This window comes from Arenibacter arenosicollis (genome assembly GCF_014397245.1).
GTDB lineage: Bacteria > Bacteroidota > Bacteroidia > Flavobacteriales > Flavobacteriaceae > Arenibacter > Arenibacter arenosicollis.
In genome coordinates this window covers 82,472-106,201 of sequence record NZ_JACLHY010000005.1, presented here as the reverse complement: position 1 = coordinate 106,201, position 23,730 = coordinate 82,472, and the positions used below count along the sequence as shown (strand labels likewise).

The window sequence follows — 23,730 nt, the reverse complement described above, 5'->3', positions numbered from 1 at the left end:
GATTTAGTCCTCCATTTCTATAGAAAAAGCCTTAGCCGGATTCACAGACAGCAATAGATTAATTTCCTCTTCCGTGAAGCCTTGTGTTCTGAGCTGCGGAAGGAGTTTGGTATAAATATTTGTATAAGGGGTAATTGTCTGTTGTTGCTTTTGGGGATCGTACCAACCCGCATCATGGGATATTAGAATGCGGTCCAATATGCCATGTTCTTTGGCAAATAGCAGTTTCTTAAGGTGCCTATCCACATCCCATCCCAAACCGTCCAGACTTATCCAACAACCCATAGCTGCCGCCTTTAGATATGTATCGTTATCATCTTCCGCCTGGGCATGTACCCAGATAAATGAGTTTGGGGAAACTCCCATTTCTTTAAGAATCTTCAGTTGCGGCCATAGGCCAATTGCTTTTCCGGTATGGGAGGCTATGGTTAATCCCGTTTCCAAACTGCTAAGGGCAGCGGCTTTTACCAATTTTTGGTGTAGGGTATCCAAAGGGTCGGCAGTATCTATGCCAATCTTGATAAAGCCAGGTTTTATAGAAGTACCATCTATGCCGAACTTAAATTCATTGATCCATTTTTGCGCTAAATCTTCAGCGCTTAGTTCCTGGACATATTTGGGAAGGAATTTATTATTTCGCGCACCATACAGTCCGGTATTGGTGATGATCCTCAGGCCTGTCTTCAATGCTAGTTTTTCTAAGAGCAGAACATCCCTTCCTAAGTAGGCAGGAGTGGCATCCACAAAATAATTCACTTTAAAGGCTGTCAGTTCATCCAAATAAGGAGATACTTCCGCAATTATGGCATCATGGTTCCAGGAATCGGGCTGAATACTATCGGCTCCAATAAAATCGACCAAAATATGCTCGTGTGACAACCAGATTTGGGTGAAGTCTACTGCGTGACTACCTTGCACATCCTGTATATAGGGTTGTTGCGCGAAAAATGAACCTCCAAAGGCCATTACAGCAATTAAAAATAGAATAAGGCTTTTTGGAGGTGCGCTCATCTTTAATAAAATATTTGTATTACATTTCAGTCCACTTATTTCATGGCGTCCAATGCTCCGTTTACATAACCCACGCATTCGGCAAGGCCAGCAAAAACATCATCGGTATCCTTTTCAAATTCCATGGCCATTACCCCAGAATAATTAATCCCTTTCAAGGCTTTGAGAACCGCAGGGATATCCAAGACCCCTCTTCCAAACTCGACCGACTTGCCATCGGCCTCGGATTTGTCCACATCTTTGAGATGGACATCATACAAACGATCCGCATATTTTTTGATGTTCTTTACGGGATCTAACCCCAATCTTTGTACGTGACCCACATCTATACAAAGTCCAATTCGGGAGTCGAGCATTTTAATTTTATTGTAAACCACTTCAGGTGTTGGGTACACCTCATCTCCTGGTCCATGATTATGTATGGCCAACTTTATATTGGTCTCTTTTATTTTCATTTCCACCAAATGCAATAAGTCGTGATTAGGTACTCCTATGATCATCTTCATTTTGGCCGCTTTGGCGTAGCGAAAAGCGTTTTCAACTTCTTGGGCCGTTTTCATATAGATTACTCCAGCTCCATAAAGGTTTATTCCTGCCTTATTAAATTTTGCAGTTATGCTTTGGATCTCTTCCTCACTGCTCTCCAATGGCATATGCATGCTTTTGAGCGCAATCTGCTTAAGATTTAATCGGTTGGCCATTGCCAATGTTTCGTCCAAACTAAATTTTCGCGTGGAATAGGATGCCAATCCCAGCGTAAGACTTCTTGCTTCCGTGCCTGTATGACTTGCCCCTAAAAGATCCTTGAATGGACTAGCGGTTAAAACTGAACTGGTAGCCAATAGGCCACCAAGACCAAGTGTTTTTAAAAATGAATTTCTTGAGTATTGCATTGGATGTGGTTTTAAAGGGTGTGGTTATTAGAACTGTCCCTAATGTTACCGTAAGATATAAAATCTTTTGTGTTCTATTAACGATTGGAGTTATCTAGCTCATAAATAATATTATCCTCATCGGCCGAGTCTTTTCTGCTTGCATTCCACTTAAAATGATTTCTAAGCAGCAATTTTTTTGAGCTTTCATTTAGTTTACTGGTGAACGCTTCCACCATTTCCAACTTCAATTGGTTGAACCCAAAGTCGAGCACTGCTTTCATAGCCTCGTCCATTATGCCCTTGCCTTGAAATTCCGGACTTAGGTCGTACCCCACTTCTGCTGTTTTTCGATCCTTGGAAAAATTCCAGAGGACAATATTTCCTATCATAGCAGGACTATTTTTTAAGGAAATACACCATTGGAATAGTTGCCCTTTCTTGATATCATTGTTGGTCCTGGCAATAAAGGCAAGTGCCTTTTCCTTAGTTTCTGCGCTCTGTCTATTAACAAACTTGTTTACCTCCTTATCCGAGCGCAGATAAAGGATCATCTCCCAGTCCGTCTCCTCCAACCTACGTAAGATAAGTCGGTTGGTCTCCAATTCCTGAAAATTATCCGTTGTGGTCATCTCATAAATATACAATCTTCTGTTTATGTATAACTAATAGCAAAAGCCCTATTTCGCAATATGATTTTAAAATAGGGCTTTGGTATTCTTTATTTAAACCACTGACTTACGTTATAATCCATAGGCCAGCGTTAGCAATTTAATTTAAGGAATCAATAATTCAAGGTAGCTCCAAATCCAAGTCCCATATCGCTATCATAATGGGTGGAAATCCCTAGATTACGTGTTACGATATACTTGAAGCCTGTCATATATTCCTTATCCGTATTTACCATAAAGGCCCATCGCAATCTTGGGCTAATCGGAATATCCTCCCGCATCAGTTGAAAACGTATATTCCCGTCCGTAAATATCTCTCCTTGTAAGGTTACCAACATAGGTAAGGTATATTCAGCTCCAAGACTTGCTACAGCCCTGGTGTCCTTTGTATTTCCTTGTCCAAAAATGTTTTTTTCCACGCTTCCCTCTGATTTTCGATAGCGCCAATCGAATCCTACAAATGGCATAAACCACTGATTCTTTCCAATATATCTACCAATATGGGTTTCACTTTCGTAACCATGTCCATCATGATACCCTAAACGCCATTCCGTACCAATACTCCAACGGGTATTTTGAAGCATTGCCATTCCATCGTTGCCATTGGTTGCAAAGTCGTTTTCCGCCATAAAATGGAATTCGTTACTTTCTTTTTGCAACTTTTTGTAAGCCCATTCCTTATTGGGAAGATACGGATTGGGAGCTTGCTCCTCATAAGAAAAAACACGGTTCATTCCCGCCATCATATGATAAAGAATGTGGCAGTGAAAAAACCAATCGCCTTCCACATTTGCGAGAAACTCTATGGTATCGGTCTCCATGGGCATTATATCCAAAACGTTCTTTAAGGGCGCAAATTCCCCTTGTCCGTTAATTACCCTAAAATCGTGACCGTGCAGGTGCATGGGGTGCCTCATCATAGATCCATTGTATAGTGTTATCCGTACATTCTCACCCTTTTTAATCAAGATCTTATCTGTTTCAGACAGCACTTTATTGTCCATACTCCAAACGTAACGGTTCATATTTCCCGTTAGTTCAAAACGGAGTTCCCTTACTGGGGCATCTTTAGGCAAGGTTGTTGGATGTGGTGCTTTTAACATGCCGTAATTTAAGGTCACCAAATCCTGTTCGGTTTTCATGGAATGATTTGCATGGTCCATTTTGTCGTCCATTTTCATATCAGTACTTCCGGTAATCTCTGGATACATCACTGTGTTCATATCCATTTTTTGAAGGGACATATCCATGCCCATATCATCCATGGTTCCGTCCATATTCATCATGCCGTTCATCATTTTCATACCTTCAAAATACTTTAGTTTTGGCATTCTACTTTTCAGTTGTATGGTGCCATTGCCCAAGTAAATTGAGGCAGACTTGGTACGGTCCTCAGGGGTCGCCAATAATTCATAGGCAGTATCCTCCTGAGGAATATTAACTACCACATCATATGTTTCCGAAACGCCAATAATTAATCGGTCTACCTCAACTGGTACCACATCATTTCCATCATTGGCCACAACGGTTATTTTTCCACCAGCGTAGGTAAGCCAAAAATAGGAAGACGCTCCACCATTGGATATGCGTAAGCGTACCTTCTCCCCCGCCCTAAATTGGGGCAGTTGGCTTTCCTCCTTCCCATTGACAAGAAATTTATCGTAATACACATCACTTACGTCCATGGCCAGCATACGCTTCCATTCGTTTTCCAGTTTAGTCTTAAAATGCCCTGCCTTTATAGCCTCCGAATAACTCTGAACCGTACCTTTTTTAATTCCACCCCAGTCATTGGCGTTATGCAACATTCTATGTACATTTTCAGGTTTTATATCTGTCCATTCGCTCAATATAATAGGAACAGCAGGTAAGTCATCTATACCTTTTCTAAAGGTGGGGTCCGATTCCTTTTTCTTTAGGATCAATGATCCATACATTCCTATTTGTTCCTGTAAACCACTATGACTGTGATACCAATGAGTTCCGTTTTGAATAATAGGGAAACTATAGGTATGCGTGGTGTTAGTTGCAATCGGCATTTGGGTCAAAAAAGGCACACCATCTTCCTTGTTGGGTAGATATACCCCGTGCCAATGTAAAGAGGTCCCTTCCTTAAGCTTATTGTGAACCACTATTTCAGCAATATCACCTTCTGTAAACGTAAGTGTTGGCATCGGAATTTGCCCGTTGACGGCAATAGCCCTTTTTTCTTTGCCCGAAAAATTAACTATGGTATCCGTTACCGTTAATTCATATCTAACTACATTCTGGCCATAGCCAAAATGGATGGACAGTATTACCATTAATACTGTCCAACATTTTTTGTGTCCGATCATTTCTTAGTTAGTTTATGGTTTCCACTGTATTGCCACAACTCAACATCTGTGCACCATAATATGGATTCTTAATGACTTCGTCCCTACTAAGCCAATTAGCACCTTTTCCTCCATTGGCCATTGGACAAAATTGGTAATATACGGGGGTTTGGGATTTTGAAACCTTCATAACTTCATACATGTTTTTTGAAAGTGACATAAAATAATCACGCTGTTTTCCAACGTCTTTGGTTGCCACCATTCCCGCTAGGTCTTCGTTAAGATTTTCAATCACCTTCATCCAAACCATATGAACGTCCATTGGAAGTTTATTCATTTGCACTTCCTTCACCGATTTCAAAAGGCCTTCAGCTGAAGTAGACGCCAAGGGTCTATCCGTTTTTACCAGGGCATCCTTAAGCGTGAAATAATTTTCAAAAACACTTGAAAGCGCATTTTTGTCCTGACTATCTTGAGACATTGCACCATGTTGTGAATGGTCGTTGACCATTTTCATGTCATGTGACTCCATATTATGGGCATCTTTTTTAGCACGTTCATATTGGCAACATTCTGGCAAATTCGCATAAGTATCGTCGGGCGCAAAAAAGATATCACTGTCATAACCTGCCAATGCAATTCTCTTTAGAATATCTTCTTTTGATGTGGCCAGACTATCATAGGAAATGATTGCCATTTTCGTGTCTTTGTTCCAATCTACAGTGGCTTCATTGTTTAAATTACCTGCCTTTTCAATGGTTTTCTCGCACATTGCACAGTTTCCATAGATTTTCAGGGATTCAGATTTTTTATTATTTGTTTGGGCTATACACACTGTTAAGGATAACAATAAGGAAATTGCCATTATTATATTTATTGATTTTTTCATTGTACCAGAATTTTGTAAAAAGGTGTTTGTGACAACCTTTTCAAATTGTTAAAAAAATTAATTATTCTAAGTTAATATATAGGTCTCTGCTTGAAATAAAAAGACAGACCTATGGCCATCATAGAAAAGTCAGCCTATTTTGGGCCATTGCCAAATGGGGAGATAAACTAATTTCGGATTTTTTTGGATATATGCCCAATCAATTTCCAATACAATGTAATTATTTGTTGATGTTAATTCAAAATTGGTTAAATAAACGGGAGCGTTTATTGGAACTGGGCAATGACAAGAGGTATTGCTACAACTTCCACCCATGCCCTCATCAGCATGATTTTTTTCTGAGTCGCAGCACGATTTTTTTTCAGTATGGTGATCATTGGCAGAACAACTGTTACTTACAATTTTGGAGTTCTCCTTGGAATTTCCACATGCCAAAACTTCACTGACCGGAAGGAACAGCAAAAGAACAAATAGCGTTAATATGTGGGTTCTATTTTTCATTTTTTTCCAGAAGCAAATTTACTCAAATAATCTTTTGATATTTATAATTAATATGGCAATCTATAAATGTTCAAGGTACACAATAGTGCTCCTTAGTCCAATATAAAGTGCTCGTTACGTTTTGCTTAGGTGCCTATCCGCTCTGATAATCCTTCTGGAAGAGAATAGATAGTCGCCTCCTCCCTATCCAATCAAGAATATCCCAATATTCAATTGGACTCCGTATACTTTTTAAAATTATCAAGGATGGCCTGCCATCCTCCTCTTTGCATTTTCAATGAATTTTCGGATTCAGCATCAAAGCTTACTTTTACTTCTGTCTTATCCCCTACCTGATTAAAGGTCACCTTTACGTGTCTCCCATCTGGCATGGTATAGGAAAACCTCTCTCCAGGAACCACTTCATCATAAATGGCTTCAAAATCGAACCCAAAACTACCATCCTTAGCTTCCATTCGAGCAGAATATTTTCCACCTACATGCATTTCATTTGAGGCATGTGGGCATTGCCAATCGTCCGTAGCAAAATTCCATTTTGTTATGTGTTCCGGATGGGTGTAGTAATCCCAAACCTTATTTTTTTGTGCAGAGATGGTCGCGTGGACCAAAATTTTTGTCTTCTCCATCTTTACTTTTTTATTTACGTTACTCGGTGGTTAAATAAATTTTCTTCCACCTTGCCAACAAGAATTCCCTAGTTTTTGGTTTGGGGCATCGATCAAAATTACTAAAGTTAATTATTGGAAGGAATTTTTTATAAAAAAATTGGGAAGACGTTCAACGCAACTTTCTGCATTCTGAATTTTATTTCACAACACAGAAATAGTCAAAAAAATCATTGTGGTAACCGTTAATATTAAAAGAAGGGGAACAATAAATTTTAACCACCTATCGAAACCAATTTTCACTATTGCCAAGGCTGCCAGAATTAAACCCGTGGGATTGATCAAATAAAATAAGCCCATCCCATATAAATAAGTATCTACAATTATTTCCCTACCAATATTAACCGTATCCGCCAAGGGAGAAAAAATAGGCATGGTCAAGACCGCCATACCCGAGGACGATGGCATAAAAAATGACAGTCCCCCATAAATAAAGAGCATAGCGTTCGCAAATAGGCCTTTGTGCATACCTTCGGTGATGGTGCTGGCATAATATAAAATAGTATCACTAATAAGTCCATCCTCCATTAAAATGGTTACTCCCCTTGCGATTCCAACTATAAATGCCACACTAAGCAAATCGGCAGCACCTTTGGCAAAGGCCTCCACAAAATCGCTTTCCTTGATTCTGCCAATAAAGCCAATGATTATGGCCCCTACCAGAAATGTGGCCGTCATTTCTACAAACCACCAATCCAAAAAAGAAACGCCAATGATCATAACAACGAAACACAATGAAAACACTACTGTAATAAGCCGTAGTCTATTGGTAAATTTTACTGTAGTATCCATCGTATGCAATCCAAACAGCTTGTCGATATTCTCTTTTTGATCATAAATAAGTGATTTTGATGGATCAGCCTTTACCCGTTTGGCGTACCTAAGTATATAAACAATGGTAATGGTAACGCAAAGCAGCAACATAATTACTCGATTGTTGAGCCCCGTAGTCCAACTTATTCCTGCGGCATCCGAAGCAATAATTGTCGCAAAGGGATTTACAGTAGAACACATGGAACCAATACCAGAACCCAGAAACACACAACTAAGACCAACCATGGCATCATATTTGGCCGCTAGAAAAACCGGAATTAAAATTGGATAAAACGCCATAGTTTCCTCCGCAAGCCCAAAGGTCGTACCCCCTAGGGCAATAAGAGTGGTTACCACAATTATAAGAATGTACTCCCGCCCTCTGAGTGTTTTCGCCATCCAGGAAATTCCGGCATTGAAAGCACCAGTTAAGTTCATGATGCCAATAAGGCCTCCAATAATAAGGATTAAAAAAATAATGTCGGCCGCGGCGATTATTCCCTTAATGGGCGATTTTGCCAAGGCGGCAAGACCTTGCGGATGGGACTTCATTTCCCTATAAGTATTTGGAATGCCTATAGGTTTATAGATATCCCCGTTTGTGAATTTTTCTATTGGAATTTTTATGCCCAACTCTTCCAAAGTTGCCTGTGTCGCCGGTAATTCCAAACTTTCTTCAGGGCTTATTTTAGTAAAACTATTGCTTTTGGCATCATACGCCAGACTATCATATTTGCCGGCAGGAACAAGCCAGGTTAATATGGTTACCAATACAGCAATTAGAATAAGAATAGTTTGGGCCGTTGGAAACTTAAGTTTTTTCATGTTTAGGTTTGGTCAAAGTTTGGTAACAGGTTAAGGTACATAATTTTCATATACCCTTTAGACATAGGATATTGTTTAGAATTTTGTTTTCAGCAAGAGATAGAAATGTTCATTTAAGATAAGTTCCTTTTGTAGTCTAATTTTATGGTTATACGTCTTGGAGAGACTAAAATATTCTTGATGGTCCATTAAGGAATAATTAGCTCTACTTTGGTAAAACTCATCCTGAATGGTTTGATAGTCGCTCGCCTTTGTCTTTGCAACCTTCTCCCCAAAAAAAAGCAGCAACCGTTTAAAGGCCAAAGATTTCTTTAATTCGTCCTGAAAGGATGCACTGCCAATGATATCGCCCTTATTTTGAACTATGTTGAAAAAGTCGAACAAATTATCTGTTTCTTCACGGTCCAAAAAGAACAAAACCCCTTCAATAAGAATAAAGCATTTTTTATTGCCCTTAATCGTGTTAATGGCGGTCAATAATGCATCCTTATATTCCGTACCAAAATCAACTCCAATAAAATGTAAATTTCGCTTAGGAAGCACCTTGGTTTTTTGCCATTAATCTATTTTGGATTTTTTGTATTCTACAACTTCCAATTTATAAATTTCAATGTTGATTATTTTTTTGTCCAACAGAAATGGATACATGCTAAACCCGGCTCCGAAATTTATTAATACCTCAATGGCGTTAGTTTTAATATTCTCCTTTATGCTATCTAAAAAATATCTGTTCCTTAAGCAATGGGTAAAAGTTTCCTCTGAAGAAACCTTTTCTAAATATTCTTGTGTCCATTTTTCGGTTTTGATATTACTCCATAAATGGGCAAAAATATCTTTGCTTAAGTTTACATCTGTAGCACGAAAGGTGGAGGTTACAAATGCCGTTTCATGTATTTCTATATTGTCACTGTCCAACATGGTTTAATCAATCTTAGAACAACAATTACAACTGGTCATGAAATATAAACCAGTGAAACCTAAAGTTATAAAATCCTTTATTATCCCGTTAAGATTATTTTACTCCCGAGGTTGGTTGTGTTTTTCCTTTGTAAAGTTCTCCTATATGAAGAAATAGCCCAGTCCAGGTTGGGTCATAAGTTTTCTTGAACCACCATAAGTTTTAGTTATCAAGAAATCAAATCCATCAGAAAATATTATCGTAAATTTAAAGGAACAATCACATAAAACTATCGAAAATGGAAAATAAGACACATTCAAATCCTTCATCAAACGGCAAAGCATGGGATGTAAACGATTCGAGTGCACAATGCCCTTTTTTGAACGGGGAATTACATCAAGTCGCTGGTGGAGGTACCAGCAACCGCGAATGGTGGCCAAATCAATTAAAATTGAATATACTTCGCCAAAACTCTTCTTTGGTGGATCCAATGAATCCGGATTTCAATTATGCGGAGGAATTTAAGAAGCTAGATCTGGCAGCGGTAAAAAATGATCTTTACAAATTAATGACAACCAGTCAAGATTGGTGGCCCGCAGATTATGGACACTATGGTCCTCTCTTTATTCGTATGGCCTGGCATAGTGCAGGCACCTACCGTATACAGGATGGACGTGGTGGTGCAGGTTCAGGATCACAGCGCTTTGCGCCCCTAAATAGCTGGCCGGACAACGCCAATCTGGATAAAGCCCGTTTGTTACTGTGGCCTATTAAAAAGAAATACGGCAAGAAATTATCCTGGGCCGATTTATTGATATTGGCAGGGAACTGTGCACACGAATCCATGGGATTAAAAATGTTCGGTTTCGCCGGAGGTCGTGAGGATATATGGGAATCCGAACAGGATGTCTATTGGGGTTCGGAAACGGAATGGATGGGAAATAAGGAACGTTATTCCGAAAGCGGAGAATTGGAAACCCCACTTGGAGCTGCCCACATGGGATTGATCTATGTAAACCCCGAAGGGCATAATGGCAATCCAGATCCGATAGAGTCTGCACATTATATACGCGATACTTTTGGCCGTATGGCTATGAACGATTATGAAACGGTGGCTCTTATTGCCGGCGGACATACCTTTGGCAAAACCCATGGTGCTGCCGATCCCACTAAATATGTGGAAGCAGAACCTGCAGCGGCGGGTATTGAAGCTATGGGATTGGGATGGAAGAACACCTATGGTAGTGGAAATGGTGCAGATACCATTACCAGTGGAATAGAAGGAGCTTGGACCAATACCCCAACCAAATGGAGTCACTCCTTTTTTGAAAATCTATTTGGTTATGAATGGGAATTGACCAAAAGTCCTGCCGGAGCCCATCAATGGAAACCGAAAAATAATGCTGGTGCTGGAACTGTACCGGATGCACATAATCCGAACATAAAGCACGCCCCGTTTATGTTGACTACGGATCTATCTTTACGCATGGATCCTGCATATGAGAAAATATCACGACACTTTTTAGAAAATCCAGAGGAATTTGCAGATGCATATTCACGTGCTTGGTTTAAACTGGTGCACCGTGATATGGGTCCGGTATCTCGATATCTTGGACCTGAAGTACCTAAGGAAGAATTAATATGGCAAGATCCTGTGCCTGCGGTTGATCATGAATTGGTCAATGATAAGGACATCGCCGATCTGAAATCAAAAATTTTGGCATCAGGTCTTACTATTTCGCAGTTAATATCTACTGCTTGGGCATCTGCTTCTACTTTTAGAGGCTCCGATAAACGTGGGGGTGCAAACGGAGCACGTGTACGGCTGGCACCACAAAAAAACTGGAAGGTTAATAACCCCACTCAATTGGCCCATGTATTGGAAAAATTAGCTGATATCCAAAAGGAATTCAACAATTCACAATCCGGAAATAAGAAAGTTTCCTTGGCGGACCTTATTGTTTTAGCAGGAAATGCTGCAGTCGAGAAATCTGCGCAAAATGCAGGTAAGACAGTAAATGTACCCTTTTCCGCAGGACGTACCGATGCAACCCTAGAGCAAACCGATGTAGAAGCTTTTGAAGTACTTGAACCACGGGCAGACGGTTTTAGAAACTACGTTAGGGACACTTATAAGGTAACAGCAGAGGAAATGCTTGTAGATAAGGCACAATTATTGACTTTGACCGCTCCCGAAATGACGGTACTCCTTGGTGGAATGCGGGTACTTAACACCAATTATGACGGTTCGCAGCACGGTGTTTTCACCAAACGGCCAGATACCTTGACGAACGATTTCTTTTTGAATTTACTTGATATGGGTATCACTTGGAAGGCGGTTTCAGATTCCCAAAATGTTTTTGAAGGGCGAGACAGAAAGACTGGAGGACTTCAATGGACAGGTACCCGAACCGATCTTATTTTCGGTTCCAATTCGGAGCTTCGTGCCATTGCAGAAGTGTATGCCTGCGAAGATTCTGGAGACAAATTTGTAAAGGATTTTGTAGCAGCATGGAGCAAAGTGATGAACTTGGATCGTTTTGATTTGGCATAAGTTTAAGTTGATACAAATATAAAAAGGTGGTCTAAATATGGACCACCTTTTTTTTATGCCCAATCGATGGGTTCATCACCCTTCCCAAAGGTTATCTTGTACTTATTCTTCAAATATGACTGTCTCGGCCGTGGCTCCAAGCTCCAACAATAAATCAGAAATACTTATAACGAACTTTTTGGGACCACATAAATAAAAGTTCTGTCCAAAGTCAGAAATATTGTCGATAAGGAATTTTCGATCTATTCTATTCCCCCTAAATCCCACCACATTTTCGCGGGTAAATATTTTTATAAAATTACCGTCCAGCATCTTTTGCAATTCATCTTCCATAATTACATCTTCCGACGTTTTATTGGAATATATCAATTTATTGCCATGTAGGTTCTTATGGGTATAAAGATGTCTAAAAATGGATATAAAGGGTGTAATTCCAGATCCACCGGCAATAAAAACACCAGGCCCCTTGTATTGTATGGCTCCAAATACCTCATGAAGAATTAGTTCTGCCCCTGCGTGGGTACGGCCCAACATATTGGTGACCCCTTCATGATCATTGTAGATCTTGATCATAAATTCAAGAAAGCCATGCTCCATTATTGAGGTAAAGGTAAAAGGTCTCAATTGGTCCTTCCATTCCGGTAGGTTTATTGAAACCTCTGTCGCCTGTCCCGGAATAAAATCATAACCCGCGGGTCTTTCCACCACAAAACGTTTTACGTCATGGGTTATATAATGTGTCTCCAATATCTTAACAATATGGGTCTTCTTCGCTTTCGCCATAATTATACTCTAATTGTATATTTCAAGGTACTAAATTATTCGTTATCCCAAAATTCCCTCTATCTCCTTTAATTCCGTTTCGCTAAAACCGATGTTCTTTAAACCTTCAATATTGTCCAGCAATTGCTCTCTGCGACTAACGCCAACGAGTACCGTGGAAATGCGCTGATCTTTCAACAACCAGGCAATAGCCATTTGGGCGAGGCTTTGGCCCCGATTTTCAGCCAGTTTATTAAGTCTGCCTACCTTATCCAAAACTTCCGGTGTAATTTGGTCTTCTTTCAAATAACGACCATCCTTACTGGCCCTACTATCCTCCGGAATACCTTTTAAATACTTCTTGGTCAAAACACCTTGGGCCAATGGGGAGAAAGCAATAGAGCCTATCCCCTGATCCTCTAACACCTGTAACAAACCGTCTTCCACCCAACGGTCGAACATATTATATCGCGGTTGATGGATCAACAAGGGCGTACCCAAATCCTTCATTATTTTTGCGGCCTTGGCAGTTAATTCTGCTGGGTACTGCGATATGCCGGCATATAGTGCCTTACCTGTCTGAACCAAATGGTGCAAAGCTCCCATAGTTTCCTCCAAGGGGGTATCCGGATCTGGTCTATGATGGTAAAAAATATCTACGTAATCCAGCCCCATTCTTTTAAGACTTTGATCTGCCGATGCAATTAGGTATTTACGTGAGCCAAAATTACCATAGGGGCCGGGCCACATATCCCAACCAGCTTTACTAGAAATTATAAGTTCGTCCCGATAAGGCTGAAAATCCTTTTTAAAGATCTGTCCGAAATTTTCTTCCGCAGCACCATAAGGAGGTCCATAATTATTGGCCAGATCAAAATGGGTAATCCCGTTATCGAAGGCACAACGCAAGAGGTTACGGCCTATCTCCAGATTGTCCGTATGACCAAAATTATGCCAAAGCCCCAATGAGATTAAGGGCAAAAGGATACCGCTGTTGCCACAGCGACGGTATTGCATTGTATCATAACGTTTATCATTGGCCTTATAATGGCCGGGATCGAAGGTGTCGTTTATTTTCATTTTTACTATTATCTAATTAATTTGAACAAACCCCTAAGTTAGCAAATCTTTTAAATTAAGGTAGACTTAATGTATCCTATTCATGAACGAAAGGCAAATGGGAATAACCTAAAATTCGGTCTAAATGAAATTTGGCAACCATTCTTATATTCAAAATGCAAATAATCTACCTTTTTACATGGTTTTAAAGTTTTTAAAATACAGAGCTTTAAGTTCTGTTTGCCCCATTTAATTTTTATTGATTGCGTGCCAGAAGCAGAAAAAAAGATAAGTCGCACTAACCTACATGTGCGATCTGGCTTGTTACATTTTTAATTATTATGATTGACCCCGGACAGTTCCAAATTTAAAATTTTCTGCAAAACCACGGAAACCGCACCAATTGAAGTTGCCTGATCACCAAAGGTGGAAGGTCTAATATCAACCCTAGCGTTTCCAGGCAACAAATACTTGTCTTTTTTCTTTTCAATTAAATCGAAAAGCAGATCGCCGTTCAAGGAAATTCCTCCGCCTATGTACACCGTTTCCGGATTCAATAAATTTGCAATGGTTCCTATTCCCTTACAGAGATACTCGGCTACATCATCATATATCTTCATTGATGCAGGGTCTCCTTTTTTTGCAGCCCGTGCCACCAACTCGGCGGTAATCAAATCTTTATTACCATTACACAGCTCCTTCAACATTTCCGATTTATTCTCCGCCAAGACCTGTTGGCCCAGGGAAGCTATCCTATGACCTGATGCCAAAGCTTCGAGACAACCGTACATGCCACATTTACACTGCACGGCACTGTCCGTATCTACCGAAATATGCCCAAACTCCCCGGCGAATCCAGAAAAGCCTTTTAAAAGATTACCTTCAACCACCAAACCGGAAGCTATTCCGTATCCAATATTTATTACGGCAAAATTTTTCTGGTTATCCCTCTCCCCCATCTTCATCTCTCCCAAAGCCATTAAACGAGTGGAATTATCATAGAAAAAAGGCAAATCCAAATGACTTTCCAACTCCTTACGCAAATCAATATTTGTCCAACCAAAATCTGGCGAAGATTCAATAATTCCGGTTTTACTGTTTACCAAACCGGCAACTCCAATACCAACTCCCCATATTTTGGCAGTGGCTTCTTTCCTGCTTTGAAGTTTATGGATCATCTTGATCATCTTTTCAACAATACTGGAAAATCCTTTTTTCAATTCGGTAGGCACCTGTATCTCGGAAATAAAATTTGCATTAAGATCAACCATGCACCCTCTAATGTAGGTGGCACCCAAATCTATCCCGATTATGTAATTGTTGTCGTTCTTAAACTTGACGATCATGGGTGGGCGGCCTCCACTGGAACTACCTACACCAAGACTTTCCACCAATCCATCTACATTTATCAACTCATCCACTATTCTAGTAATGGACGGAGGAGTCAATCCAGACTCCTTGGCCAAGGCAGAGCGACTAATTTGAGTATTATGATTAATAAGCTTTAATACTACTTTCTTATTGGCAAGATGCAACGAACCTGCATCCATTTTTGCGTATTCCTTTTTCATTCCGTTGAAGACTATCTAATTCAAAGATATTAAAACACCTTTCATATATCGTTTTTCATGTGTTTTTTATCAAACAATTTTTACAAAATTAATGAGCGTAGGCAAAGTATAGCCTACTTATACATACCAAACCGAATAAATTGCCTATAACATCAAAATATTCATATATGTAATATACTTCTTATATTTATATTAAAAAGATAGAAAAAGTTAATTATTAAGGTCATATTGATATTTAATTTATGGTTTGGAACAAGAAATTAGACTAATCATTGAATTAACGTTTTTGCTGGACCGGATAGCGTGGAACCATCCTGTAAAGACATATAACTCCCCATAAATCTGCTTGCCCATATAGCCTAAAGGATTAAATAAAGTGTTCTTATCTGGTTGACGAATCACTATCGGATAAAAGTGCATCTACTCCAAATAGCCGTCGGCATACTCACTATTTCCATTACCAAGCCCTTACTTTCATTCAAAAACAAAGTGTAAAAAACTATATTTGATAATCGATTTGGTTTTATTGCATAGAATGTCATGGATCAAAATGTCACTAATCAGTATCATGAAAATAGCCCTTTAAACCTATTTATGCACCCATCGATGATAAACAAATAGGATAAGAAAGCAGAAATATGGATAACAAAACAAAATTGAAAATCTCGCCTGACTTTTTGCCTCAGTTAACCGGCTCATTTGCACAGCCCGCTCTAGAAAACCCAACTGTGGCCATGGTAGAGGCCGCATATAAATATCACGGATTACATTTCCGTTATATGAATTGTGAAGTGAGTCCCGAGAATTTGGAAGCTGCAGTAAATGGCGCCAAAGCAATGGGTTGGACGGGCTTTAATTGTTCCATACCCCACAAAGTGGCCGTTATTAAATATTTGGACGGACTAGGCGAATCGGCTCAGTTAATAGGTGCGGTAAATACCATAGTTAAACAGGGCGAGAAGTGGATCGGTGAAAATACTGATGGTAAAGGTTTTGTTAAGGCACTTAGAGAAGTAATCAATCCGGCCGATAAACATATAACCCTTTTCGGTGCTGGGGCTGCGGCCAGAGCTGTGGCAGTAGAACTCGCATTGGCCGGGGCAAAGTCATTGACCATTGTGAATCGCAGTAAGGAGCGTGCCCAAGCAGTTGTTGAGTTATTAAACAATAATACGGCAGCAAAGGTCAACTATCATTCGTGGACAAAAAAATATAAGATTGAATCAAAAACCGATATTGTTATCAATGCCACAAGTATTGGGCTTTATCCCAATGTGAACGAACAATTAGATATTGATTTTGATAGCATTGAGTTAAATATGGTGGTAGCCGATGGCATTCACAATCCACCCAAAACACATTTAATACAAACTGCAGAAACCAAAGGCTGTAAAACAGTAAGCGGATTGCAGATGTTGGTGAATCAAGGTGTTATAGGAATTAAATACTGGACCAGTATAGATGTAGACCCCTCCGTGATGCATGGTGAATTAAAAAAAGTGTTACATATTAAATAATACTAATTAGAAATTAATTTAGAAGTTTCCATTACTTCTTATGGAAACAATTTCATCCAAAAAAAGATTATGGGTATACCCAAAGCGGTGATCAGTTAAAGATTGGCCCATTATTTTCAATGGACTAAAGAGATTTGGCTGAAAGCTTTCTTTGATCGGTTCTAGTCGTGGACAAGGAGCTTGTTGTTTGTATCATAATTAATTGTTGTGTTTCTGTAAAAATTGTGATGAACTTGATATATCGTTTTTTTTTTGATATCAGCTCTATTTATCAGGTATAATGGAATGAAACTTTTGTTGAAATAATTCTTTCATTTTCTTTGCTTGTCCAAAGAAAACGAAACAAAAGAAAAGACCCTTCTTCACTAGGTGGTCCATAAAATCTTGGAATTTTATGGACCGATGCCATGGCCTAAATTATCTCCAAGGCTTCAATAATTCTTTACGGCCATGACATCTCCACTACGGAAGAAGATCGACCCAACAACAGGCTCAAAAGACATTATTCAACAGTATTTGATAGCGGATAAGGATTTTTCTGGACCTTATAAGTTGACGGAATAGAGAAACGGCCTATTTTTTATTTCGTATTTAATGTTACTCAAATATTGCCTTATTTCTAGGAATGCCCACGATACTAATGCCAATCCTTTCTTAATTTTCATAATAATTTTTTATCTTTCCTAGAAGCTTAAGTGAAGCATTGAATATTTTTTTGAATTCCCAGGCCTAATTCTTTATTAAACTGTGCCATAGGAATTATGCTGTATTTATCCCATCACATGATGAAAGTTGCCATGTGCTGGCTTTGGAAATAGTAGCCCAGGATTACAGAAACGGGACAGGTCAGGGTTATGATGACATGTGGGTTGACCATTCGTTTCTTTTGCAAATAGACATAATACCAACCAATATAAATAAATAACCCACCGAGTATGTCACCATCTGTTATAGCATTTTTGGCGGTCGTTCCCATCTTAACGGCCGCAATTCTTTTGGTAGGATTTAGAACCCCAGCTAAAATAGCCATGCCCATTTCTTTTTTGGCCACGGTAATTGTCGCCTTCGTGGCTTGGGATATTGCCATCAAAGATATTGCGGCCTCCAGTATCCAAGGGCTGTTCATTACTTTTGACATCCTGTATATTGTATTTGGGGCAATTGTCCTCCTGAACCTGCTTAAATATTCAACCGCACTCCGGGCGATACGAAAAGGTTTTGCCGATATATCGGAGGATCGTAGAATACAGGTCGTCATCATTGCTTGGTTGTTCGGTTCCTTTATCGAAGGGGCCGCCGGGTTTGGCACGCCGGCTGCAATTGTAGCACCCCTTTTGGTAGGGATGGGATTTCCTGCTTTTTGTGCGGTAATGTTGGGCATGATGGTGCAGAGCACTGCGGTATCCTTTGGAGCAGTGGGTACACCCATATTGGTCGGTGTAAGTGGCGGTATCCAAAGTACTGAATTCACTGCCGAGCTGGCTGCATCCGGACTTCAATTTTCAGATTACATACAGATGGTAACCTCCGAAGTAGTGGTCCTTCACGGTATAACCGGCACGCTTATGCCCACGCTCATGGTCTGCATGATGACCCGCTTTTTTGGGAAGAACAAGTCTTGGAAAGAAGGGCTTCAAATACTACCCTTTACCATTTTCGGGGGCCTTGCGTTTACAGTGCCCTATGTGCTTACAGGCCTATTTTTGGGACCCGAGTTTCCTTCCATGCTCGGCGCATTGGTAGCCATACCCATTGTGGTATTCGCAGCAAAACGAGGCTTCCTGGTACCTAAGAACACCTGGGACTTCGACAAGGAAAAGAATTGGCCTTCTGTTTGGTTTGGTACCTTGAACGTAAAACTGAACGATGATAAAAAAGAAAAAAGAATGCCCTTGGTCAAGGCATGGTTACCTTATATCATTATGGCCGCCTTGTTGGTACTTTCCCGACTTCCCCAACTCCCTTTAAAGGCGTGGCTTACGGATATGAAAATTGCGTGGACCGGGATATTGGGCACCTCCATATCCGCCTCCAGCAGCCCGCTCTATTTGCCAGGTACTATTTTGCTCTTGGCGGGAATCATTACCATCTGGCTACATAAAATGAAATCCGGCAAGGTCAGGATTGCCTTTAGAGACAGTGCAAAAATGTTGCTGGGTGCTGGGTTTGTCCTCATTTTCACGGTGCCCATGGTCCGCATTTATATCAATTCTGGGATAAATCCATCCGGACTTCCCGGGATGCCCATTGCCATGGCTGAATGGGTGGCCGGTAATGTGGGCGACATATACCCTATGTTCGCTCCTTCAATAGGGGCTTTGGGAGCCTTTATTGCAGGCAGTAACACCGTAAGCAACCTAATGTTTACGCTGTTCCAATATGGAGTGGCCGTAAAACTGGCGATGCCCTCTTTTATAGTAGTCGCACTCCAAGCAACAGGTGCAGCGGCCGGCAATATGATAGCTATCCATAACGTCGTGGCCGCTTCGGCTACCGTAGGCTTCCTCGGTAAGGAAGGCATGGTGCTTAGAAAGACCATAGTGCCGACCCTATATTATTTGTTTGTAGTGGGCCTTCTAGGTTTAATCTTTATTTTCTATTAATTCCATTATTATGAAATATGTATTTGATAACCTACGGAATTCAGTAAAGGGCGAAGTGCTAACGGACAACTACAGCTTGGGCATGTATGCCACTGACGCCAGTATCTACCAGATCAAACCACTAGCAGTTGTTTTGCCCAAGGATTCAGAGGATGTTAAAAAAGCCGTTGCCGTGGCATATGAAAATAAAATAACGATACTTCCTAGAGGTGCCGGCACCAGTCTGGCGGGGCAAACGGTTGGGGAATCCATGATATTGGATTTTTCAAAACACATGAACAGCTTGTTGGAAATAAACGAAAAGGAAAAATGGGTACGGGTACAACCGGGTATGGTCAGGGACGATCTAAATGAGGTCTTAAAGCCTTATGGCCTGCATTTTGCCCCTGATCCCGCAACCAGTAGTAGAGCTAACGTAGGGGGAATGGTCGGCAACAATTCATCAGGAACCAAAAGTATTTTATATGGAAAAACGGTGGACCATGTTCTTGAAGCTTCCGTGCTATTGGCCGATGGCACCCAATTGCAGCTAAAGAACTGTCCCCCGGCGGAATATTCGGAAAAAGCCTCTCAAACGGATAGGGAGGGTGAAATTTATGCCTCCTTTAGAAAACTGATACATAAGCATTCCGAAGAAATTAAAGAACGCTTTCCCAAAGTGATGCGAAGGGTTGGCGGGTATAATTTGGATGAATTTGTGTATACCGACCAATGGAACCTGGGCAAATTGATCTGTGGCAGCGAAGGCACATTGGCTACTACCTTGGAGCTAAAACTAAATTTAACGGATCTGCCCAAACACAAATCCGTCTGTGTGGTACATTTTACGGAAGTCTTGGAAGCCATTTCGGCAGTAGAATCCATGTTGCCCTATGCTCCCTCGGCCATTGAAATATTGGACAAGACCGTGGTGGACCTCAGCAGGCAAAATTTAACTACAAAACATCATAGTCACTTTATAGAAGGGAATCCCGGGGCCATATTGATCGTAGAATTTTATGGGGACACCATGGAAGATGTTATGGACATACCGAAGCTTATGATCGCCCAATTAAAGAACAATGGCGTTGGATATGCCTACCCCCTTTTTCCGGAGGGGCAGGCCTATGAAGATGTATGGGTCATCCGCAAAAAGGGATTGGGACTTATGTTGGGCATAAAAGGAAATAAAAAACCCCTAGCCTTTATCGAAGATGCCGGAATCCCATCCAAACACTTGGCGGAATATATAACCCAAGTTTTAAAGGTATGCGAAAAACATGGCACAAAGGCTGGGATGTACGCCCATGCCAGCGTAGGCGTAATTCACGTCCGTCCCATATTGGACCTCAGACTGGCCGAAGACATTGAGCGATTGAAGGCCATTACGGAGGATACCTTTGAACTCGTAATGAAATACAAGGGGTCCTGGAGCGGAGAACATGGCGATGGTCTGGTACGGAGTGCCTATAACAAGCGCTTCTTCGGAGATACCTTGTACGGTGCTTTTTTGGAAATAAAAAAACTTTTCGACCCCGATAACCTGATGAACCCCGGTAAAATTGTCGAGGCACAGTCCATAGAACACAATTTGCGCTACGGTACGGGGTATAAAGATCAGACCGTAAAAACGGAATATCAGTATAAGTCCGAAGAAGGTTTTGCTGCCTCGGTACATATGTGCACCGGGGTCGGGGAATGCCGAAAAATACTGGGTGGGACCATGTGTCCCAGTTTTAAGGCCACACGGGAAGAGGAGCATTCCACCCGTGGCAGGGCCAATGCACTTAGAATGGCAATGTCCAATCAATTCGGATTGGAGGGACTTGCGAGCAAACGCTTGCATGAGGTCATGGATCTCTGCCTCTCCTGCAAGGCCTGTAAATCCGAATGCCCCAGTAATGTGGATATGGCAAAAATGAAAAGCGATTCCCTTCAAATGTACTATGATGAACATGGCATCACCTTTAGGGATAAATTGATCCGCGGATCGGCAAAAGCAGCTGCGAATATCTCTGGTTGGAAAGCCGGCATTGTAAACAGCATTCAAAGGAGTGCCCTATTCCGATCGTTTTTGGAGCGTACCGCAAAATTCGACAAACGGAGGACCTTGCCCGATTTTGCAAAAGAACCCTTTTATAAATGGTTCGAAAAAAATGCCAAAAAAACGAATACAGGCAATAAAAAGGTGGTGTTGTTTGCCGATACCTATCTTAATTATCATGAACCACATATTGGGATTTCAGCTTTGGAATTATTAAATTCCTGCGGATATGAAGTTATTTTGGCCAATTTAGGCTGCTGCCAAAGACCAAAAATATCCCATGGATTTTTAAGGGATGCGAAAAAAGAGGGGGCCAAAACCATAGAAGGCTTAAAGCTATTTTTAGATCAGGGCCTAAAAGTGGTGGTTTGCGAACCTAGTTGTGCCTCCGCATTAAACGATGACTTACCAGATTTAATTGCCGATCAGGACATGGCCGATCAATTAAAGAATGGCGTAATGATGATCGACGTTTTTCTAGCCGACGAATACACAAAGGGTCATTTGGAGGTCGATTTCGAATCCGTTTCAGAAGGTGTTGCCATTCACGGGCATTGTCATCAAAAAGCGTTGTACGGCACAAATGCCATGAAATCCCTATTAAAGAATTCCAAGCAGGTTACAGAGATTCCATCCGGTTGTTGCGGAATGGCGGGTTCCTTCGGTTATGAAAAGGAGCACTACAATATATCCAAAAAAATTGGGGAGGAAATTCTGTTTCCGGCAATAGAAAAACTACAAAAAGACCACAAAGTAGTGGCCTGTGGATTCAGCTGCCGCCACCAGATACAACATTTCACAAGTGCAAGGCCTATACATTTTGTTGAGGCCATTAGAGCCGTAAAGAATAATTGAACTATTTTAATAATAATTTTATAACCATCCATATAAAAAATCACAACAATGGGAAAAATTGATGAAATGAAAACAAGTACAAGGGTCCTGATGGGTCCTGGGCCAAGTGATGTACATCCTCGGGTTTTGAGGGCAATGGCTACCCCTTTGGTAGGGCATTTGGATCCCGAATTTTTAGTAGTGATGGACGACATCAAGCTTATGGTACAAGAGACCCTTCAGACCAAAAACGACCTTACCTTTGTGGTCTCCGCTCCAGGAAGTGCCGGGATGGAAACCTGTTTGGTGAACTTACTGGAACCTGGCGATGAGGCGGTAATCTGTATCAACGGGGTTTTCGGTAACCGTATGGCCGACATTGTAGAACGTTGCGGGGCAAAAGTAATCAAAGTGGAAGCTGATTGGGGGAAAACCATTGATCCCGAAGCTGTAAAAAAAGCCCTGGCAAGTTGTAATCCCAAATTATTGGCCATTGTGCATGCCGAAACCTCAACGGGTGTTTTACAACCTTTGGAGGAGATCAGTAAACTTACAAAAAATGCAGGTGCGCTGTTCGTTGTAGATGCCGTAACTTCCTATTGCGGAACCCATTTAAAAGTGGATGAATGGGGAATAGATGCCCTGTATTCCGGGAGTCAAAAATGCTTGAGTGCACCTCCAGGCTTATCACCGGTCACATTTAGTCAGGCCGCGATAGACGTTCTGGACAATCGGAAGACCAAAGTACAGAGCTGGTTTTTGGACCTTACCTTGGTCAAGAATTACTGGGCCGGAGCCAAAAGGGCCTATCATCATACAGCACCCATATCGGCCATGTACGCCATGCGCGAAGCCCTGCGAATAGTTCTTGAGGAAGGCTTGGAAAACCGTTTCGCCCGTCACCAAAAAAATCATGAACTTTTGCGCGATGGGCTCGAAAGTCTTGGTTTTGAATTTTTGGTTGAAAAACAGTACCGACTGCCCATGTTAAACGCCGTACGGATTCCTGAGGGCGTGAACGATGTGGAGGTTAGAAAGCGGTTGCTGGAAGAATATAATATTGAGATCGGTGGCGGCCTGGGTCCCTTTGCAGGAAAAATATGGCGCATCGGACTTATGGGCGAAAGCTCTGATGCCAATCATGTGAATATGTTGCTGGCGGCATTGAAGGATGTAATGTGAAACATAAAGCAAAAATCAATGAACTAAACCGAAGGTTCACGAAAAACGAAACAACGATTTTAAATTAAATTCCAGTCTTATATTTTGGGCGTTCCCTCCTTCGTCGGGCGGGCCCTTGGCTATATCCCTTGCGCTGCTGCGGGGATGCCGCCTCGGTCCCTGCCT

General features: G+C 41.1%; 18 protein-coding genes. 5 read left to right on the top strand and 13 right to left on the bottom strand.

Annotation, left to right across the window (positions count from 1 at the left end):
* Window positions 1-3 precede the first annotated feature (3 nt).
* The 10 genes from H4O18_RS07315 to H4O18_RS22125 form a co-directional block, all read right to left on the bottom strand.
* Window positions 4-1,011: a phosphotriesterase family protein gene (locus tag H4O18_RS07315; protein WP_187582935.1), complete on the bottom strand. Its 1,008-nt coding sequence runs from the start codon at window positions 1,009-1,011 to the stop codon at window positions 4-6.
* A gap of 35 nt (window positions 1,012-1,046) precedes the next feature.
* Window positions 1,047-1,904, bottom strand: coding sequence for a sugar phosphate isomerase/epimerase family protein (locus H4O18_RS07310; protein WP_187582933.1), 858 nt, complete (start codon window positions 1,902-1,904; stop codon window positions 1,047-1,049).
* A gap of 77 nt (window positions 1,905-1,981) precedes the next feature.
* Window positions 1,982-2,515 (bottom strand): GNAT family N-acetyltransferase, encoded by a 534-nt coding sequence (locus H4O18_RS07305; RefSeq protein WP_187582931.1) that lies wholly within the window; start codon window positions 2,513-2,515, stop codon window positions 1,982-1,984.
* Window positions 2,516-2,667: 152 nt separating this feature from the next.
* Window positions 2,668-4,857, bottom strand: coding sequence for a multicopper oxidase domain-containing protein (locus H4O18_RS07300; RefSeq protein ID WP_246474094.1), 2,190 nt, complete (start codon window positions 4,855-4,857; stop codon window positions 2,668-2,670).
* A gap of 40 nt (window positions 4,858-4,897) precedes the next feature.
* Window positions 4,898-5,758: a DUF3347 domain-containing protein gene (locus H4O18_RS07295; protein WP_246474085.1), complete on the bottom strand. Its 861-nt coding sequence runs from the start codon at window positions 5,756-5,758 to the stop codon at window positions 4,898-4,900.
* 129 nt (window positions 5,759-5,887) lie between these two features.
* The gene (locus H4O18_RS07290; RefSeq protein WP_187582927.1) at window positions 5,888-6,259 is read right to left on the bottom strand and encodes a hypothetical protein; all 372 of its coding nucleotides are present in this window, start codon (window positions 6,257-6,259) and stop codon (window positions 5,888-5,890) included.
* A gap of 209 nt (window positions 6,260-6,468) precedes the next feature.
* Entirely contained in the window at window positions 6,469-6,885 is a 417-nt protein-coding gene (locus H4O18_RS07285; protein WP_187582925.1) for an SRPBCC family protein, read from the bottom strand.
* Between the two features lie 183 nt (window positions 6,886-7,068).
* Window positions 7,069-8,562: a YfcC family protein gene (locus tag H4O18_RS07280; RefSeq protein ID WP_187582923.1), complete on the bottom strand. Its 1,494-nt coding sequence runs from the start codon at window positions 8,560-8,562 to the stop codon at window positions 7,069-7,071.
* A 75-nt stretch (window positions 8,563-8,637) separates the two neighbouring features.
* Window positions 8,638-9,105 carry a class I SAM-dependent methyltransferase gene (locus H4O18_RS22130; RefSeq protein WP_343065423.1) on the bottom strand — a complete coding sequence of 156 codons (468 nt, stop codon included), beginning with the start codon at window positions 9,103-9,105 and terminating at the stop codon, window positions 8,638-8,640.
* Window positions 9,106-9,120: 15 nt separating this feature from the next.
* On the bottom strand, window positions 9,121-9,480 hold the full coding sequence (locus H4O18_RS22125) for a hypothetical protein (protein WP_246474083.1): 360 nt from the start codon (window positions 9,478-9,480) through the stop codon (window positions 9,121-9,123).
* A gap of 278 nt (window positions 9,481-9,758) precedes the next feature.
* On the opposite strand from H4O18_RS22125, the gene katG reads away from it, so the two are divergent.
* Complete coding sequence (katG, locus tag H4O18_RS07270) at window positions 9,759-12,014, top strand: catalase/peroxidase HPI (protein WP_187582921.1); 2,256 nt, start codon at window positions 9,759-9,761, stop codon at window positions 12,012-12,014.
* A gap of 102 nt (window positions 12,015-12,116) precedes the next feature.
* Here the strand turns inward: katG and H4O18_RS07265 are convergent, their stop codons facing one another.
* From H4O18_RS07265 to H4O18_RS07255, 3 genes are all read right to left on the bottom strand, one after another.
* Complete coding sequence (locus tag H4O18_RS07265) at window positions 12,117-12,797, bottom strand: FAD-binding oxidoreductase (RefSeq protein WP_187582919.1); 681 nt, start codon at window positions 12,795-12,797, stop codon at window positions 12,117-12,119.
* A 42-nt stretch (window positions 12,798-12,839) separates the two neighbouring features.
* Window positions 12,840-13,856 (bottom strand): L-glyceraldehyde 3-phosphate reductase, encoded by a 1,017-nt coding sequence (gene mgrA / locus H4O18_RS07260; RefSeq protein WP_187582917.1) that lies wholly within the window; start codon window positions 13,854-13,856, stop codon window positions 12,840-12,842.
* Between the two features lie 311 nt (window positions 13,857-14,167).
* On the bottom strand, window positions 14,168-15,406 hold the full coding sequence (locus H4O18_RS07255; RefSeq protein ID WP_187582915.1) for an ROK family transcriptional regulator: 1,239 nt from the start codon (window positions 15,404-15,406) through the stop codon (window positions 14,168-14,170).
* Window positions 15,407-16,044: 638 nt separating this feature from the next.
* Between H4O18_RS07255 and aroE the strand changes: the two genes are divergently transcribed.
* From aroE to H4O18_RS07235, 4 genes are all read left to right on the top strand, one after another.
* Window positions 16,045-16,923, top strand: a complete 879-nt coding sequence (aroE, locus tag H4O18_RS07250) for a shikimate dehydrogenase (protein ID WP_222942365.1) — start codon at window positions 16,045-16,047, stop codon at window positions 16,921-16,923.
* Between the two features lie 935 nt (window positions 16,924-17,858).
* Entirely contained in the window at window positions 17,859-19,526 is a 1,668-nt protein-coding gene (locus H4O18_RS07245; protein WP_187582913.1) for an L-lactate permease, read from the top strand.
* A 10-nt stretch (window positions 19,527-19,536) separates the two neighbouring features.
* On the top strand, window positions 19,537-22,404 hold the full coding sequence (locus tag H4O18_RS07240; RefSeq protein ID WP_187582911.1) for an FAD-binding and (Fe-S)-binding domain-containing protein: 2,868 nt from the start codon (window positions 19,537-19,539) through the stop codon (window positions 22,402-22,404).
* A gap of 48 nt (window positions 22,405-22,452) precedes the next feature.
* Window positions 22,453-23,565 (top strand): pyridoxal-phosphate-dependent aminotransferase family protein, encoded by a 1,113-nt coding sequence (locus H4O18_RS07235; RefSeq protein WP_222942364.1) that lies wholly within the window; start codon window positions 22,453-22,455, stop codon window positions 23,563-23,565.
* Window positions 23,566-23,730 lie beyond the last annotated feature (165 nt).

What these genes read in the sequence shown, in the direction of transcription:
- H4O18_RS07280 (WP_187582923.1), bottom strand. Translation starts at nt 8,562, where the DNA reads ATGAAAAAACTTAAGTTTCCAACGGCCCAAACTATTCTTATTCTAATT.
- H4O18_RS07245 (WP_187582913.1), top strand. Translation starts at nt 17,859, where the DNA reads ATGTCACCATCTGTTATAGCATTTTTGGCGGTCGTTCCCATCTTAACG.
- mgrA (WP_187582917.1), bottom strand. Translation starts at nt 13,856, where the DNA reads ATGAAAATAAACGACACCTTCGATCCCGGCCATTATAAGGCCAATGAT.
- katG (WP_187582921.1), top strand. Translation starts at nt 9,759, where the DNA reads ATGGAAAATAAGACACATTCAAATCCTTCATCAAACGGCAAAGCATGG.
- H4O18_RS07305 (WP_187582931.1), bottom strand. Translation starts at nt 2,515, where the DNA reads ATGACCACAACGGATAATTTTCAGGAATTGGAGACCAACCGACTTATC.
- H4O18_RS07310 (WP_187582933.1), bottom strand. Translation starts at nt 1,904, where the DNA reads ATGCAATACTCAAGAAATTCATTTTTAAAAACACTTGGTCTTGGTGGC.
- H4O18_RS07235 (WP_222942364.1), top strand. Translation starts at nt 22,453, where the DNA reads ATGGGAAAAATTGATGAAATGAAAACAAGTACAAGGGTCCTGATGGGT.
- H4O18_RS07285 (WP_187582925.1), bottom strand. Translation starts at nt 6,885, where the DNA reads ATGGAGAAGACAAAAATTTTGGTCCACGCGACCATCTCTGCACAAAAA.
- H4O18_RS07265 (WP_187582919.1), bottom strand. Translation starts at nt 12,797, where the DNA reads ATGGCGAAAGCGAAGAAGACCCATATTGTTAAGATATTGGAGACACAT.
- H4O18_RS07290 (WP_187582927.1), bottom strand. Translation starts at nt 6,259, where the DNA reads ATGAAAAATAGAACCCACATATTAACGCTATTTGTTCTTTTGCTGTTC.
- H4O18_RS07315 (WP_187582935.1), bottom strand. Translation starts at nt 1,011, where the DNA reads ATGAGCGCACCTCCAAAAAGCCTTATTCTATTTTTAATTGCTGTAATG.
- H4O18_RS07240 (WP_187582911.1), top strand. Translation starts at nt 19,537, where the DNA reads ATGAAATATGTATTTGATAACCTACGGAATTCAGTAAAGGGCGAAGTG.
- H4O18_RS22125 (WP_246474083.1), bottom strand. Translation starts at nt 9,480, where the DNA reads ATGTTGGACAGTGACAATATAGAAATACATGAAACGGCATTTGTAACC.
- H4O18_RS07255 (WP_187582915.1), bottom strand. Translation starts at nt 15,406, where the DNA reads ATGAAAAAGGAATACGCAAAAATGGATGCAGGTTCGTTGCATCTTGCC.
- aroE (WP_222942365.1), top strand. Translation starts at nt 16,045, where the DNA reads ATGGATAACAAAACAAAATTGAAAATCTCGCCTGACTTTTTGCCTCAG.
- H4O18_RS07300 (WP_246474094.1), bottom strand. Translation starts at nt 4,857, where the DNA reads ATGGTAATACTGTCCATCCATTTTGGCTATGGCCAGAATGTAGTTAGA.
- H4O18_RS07295 (WP_246474085.1), bottom strand. Translation starts at nt 5,758, where the DNA reads ATGAAAAAATCAATAAATATAATAATGGCAATTTCCTTATTGTTATCC.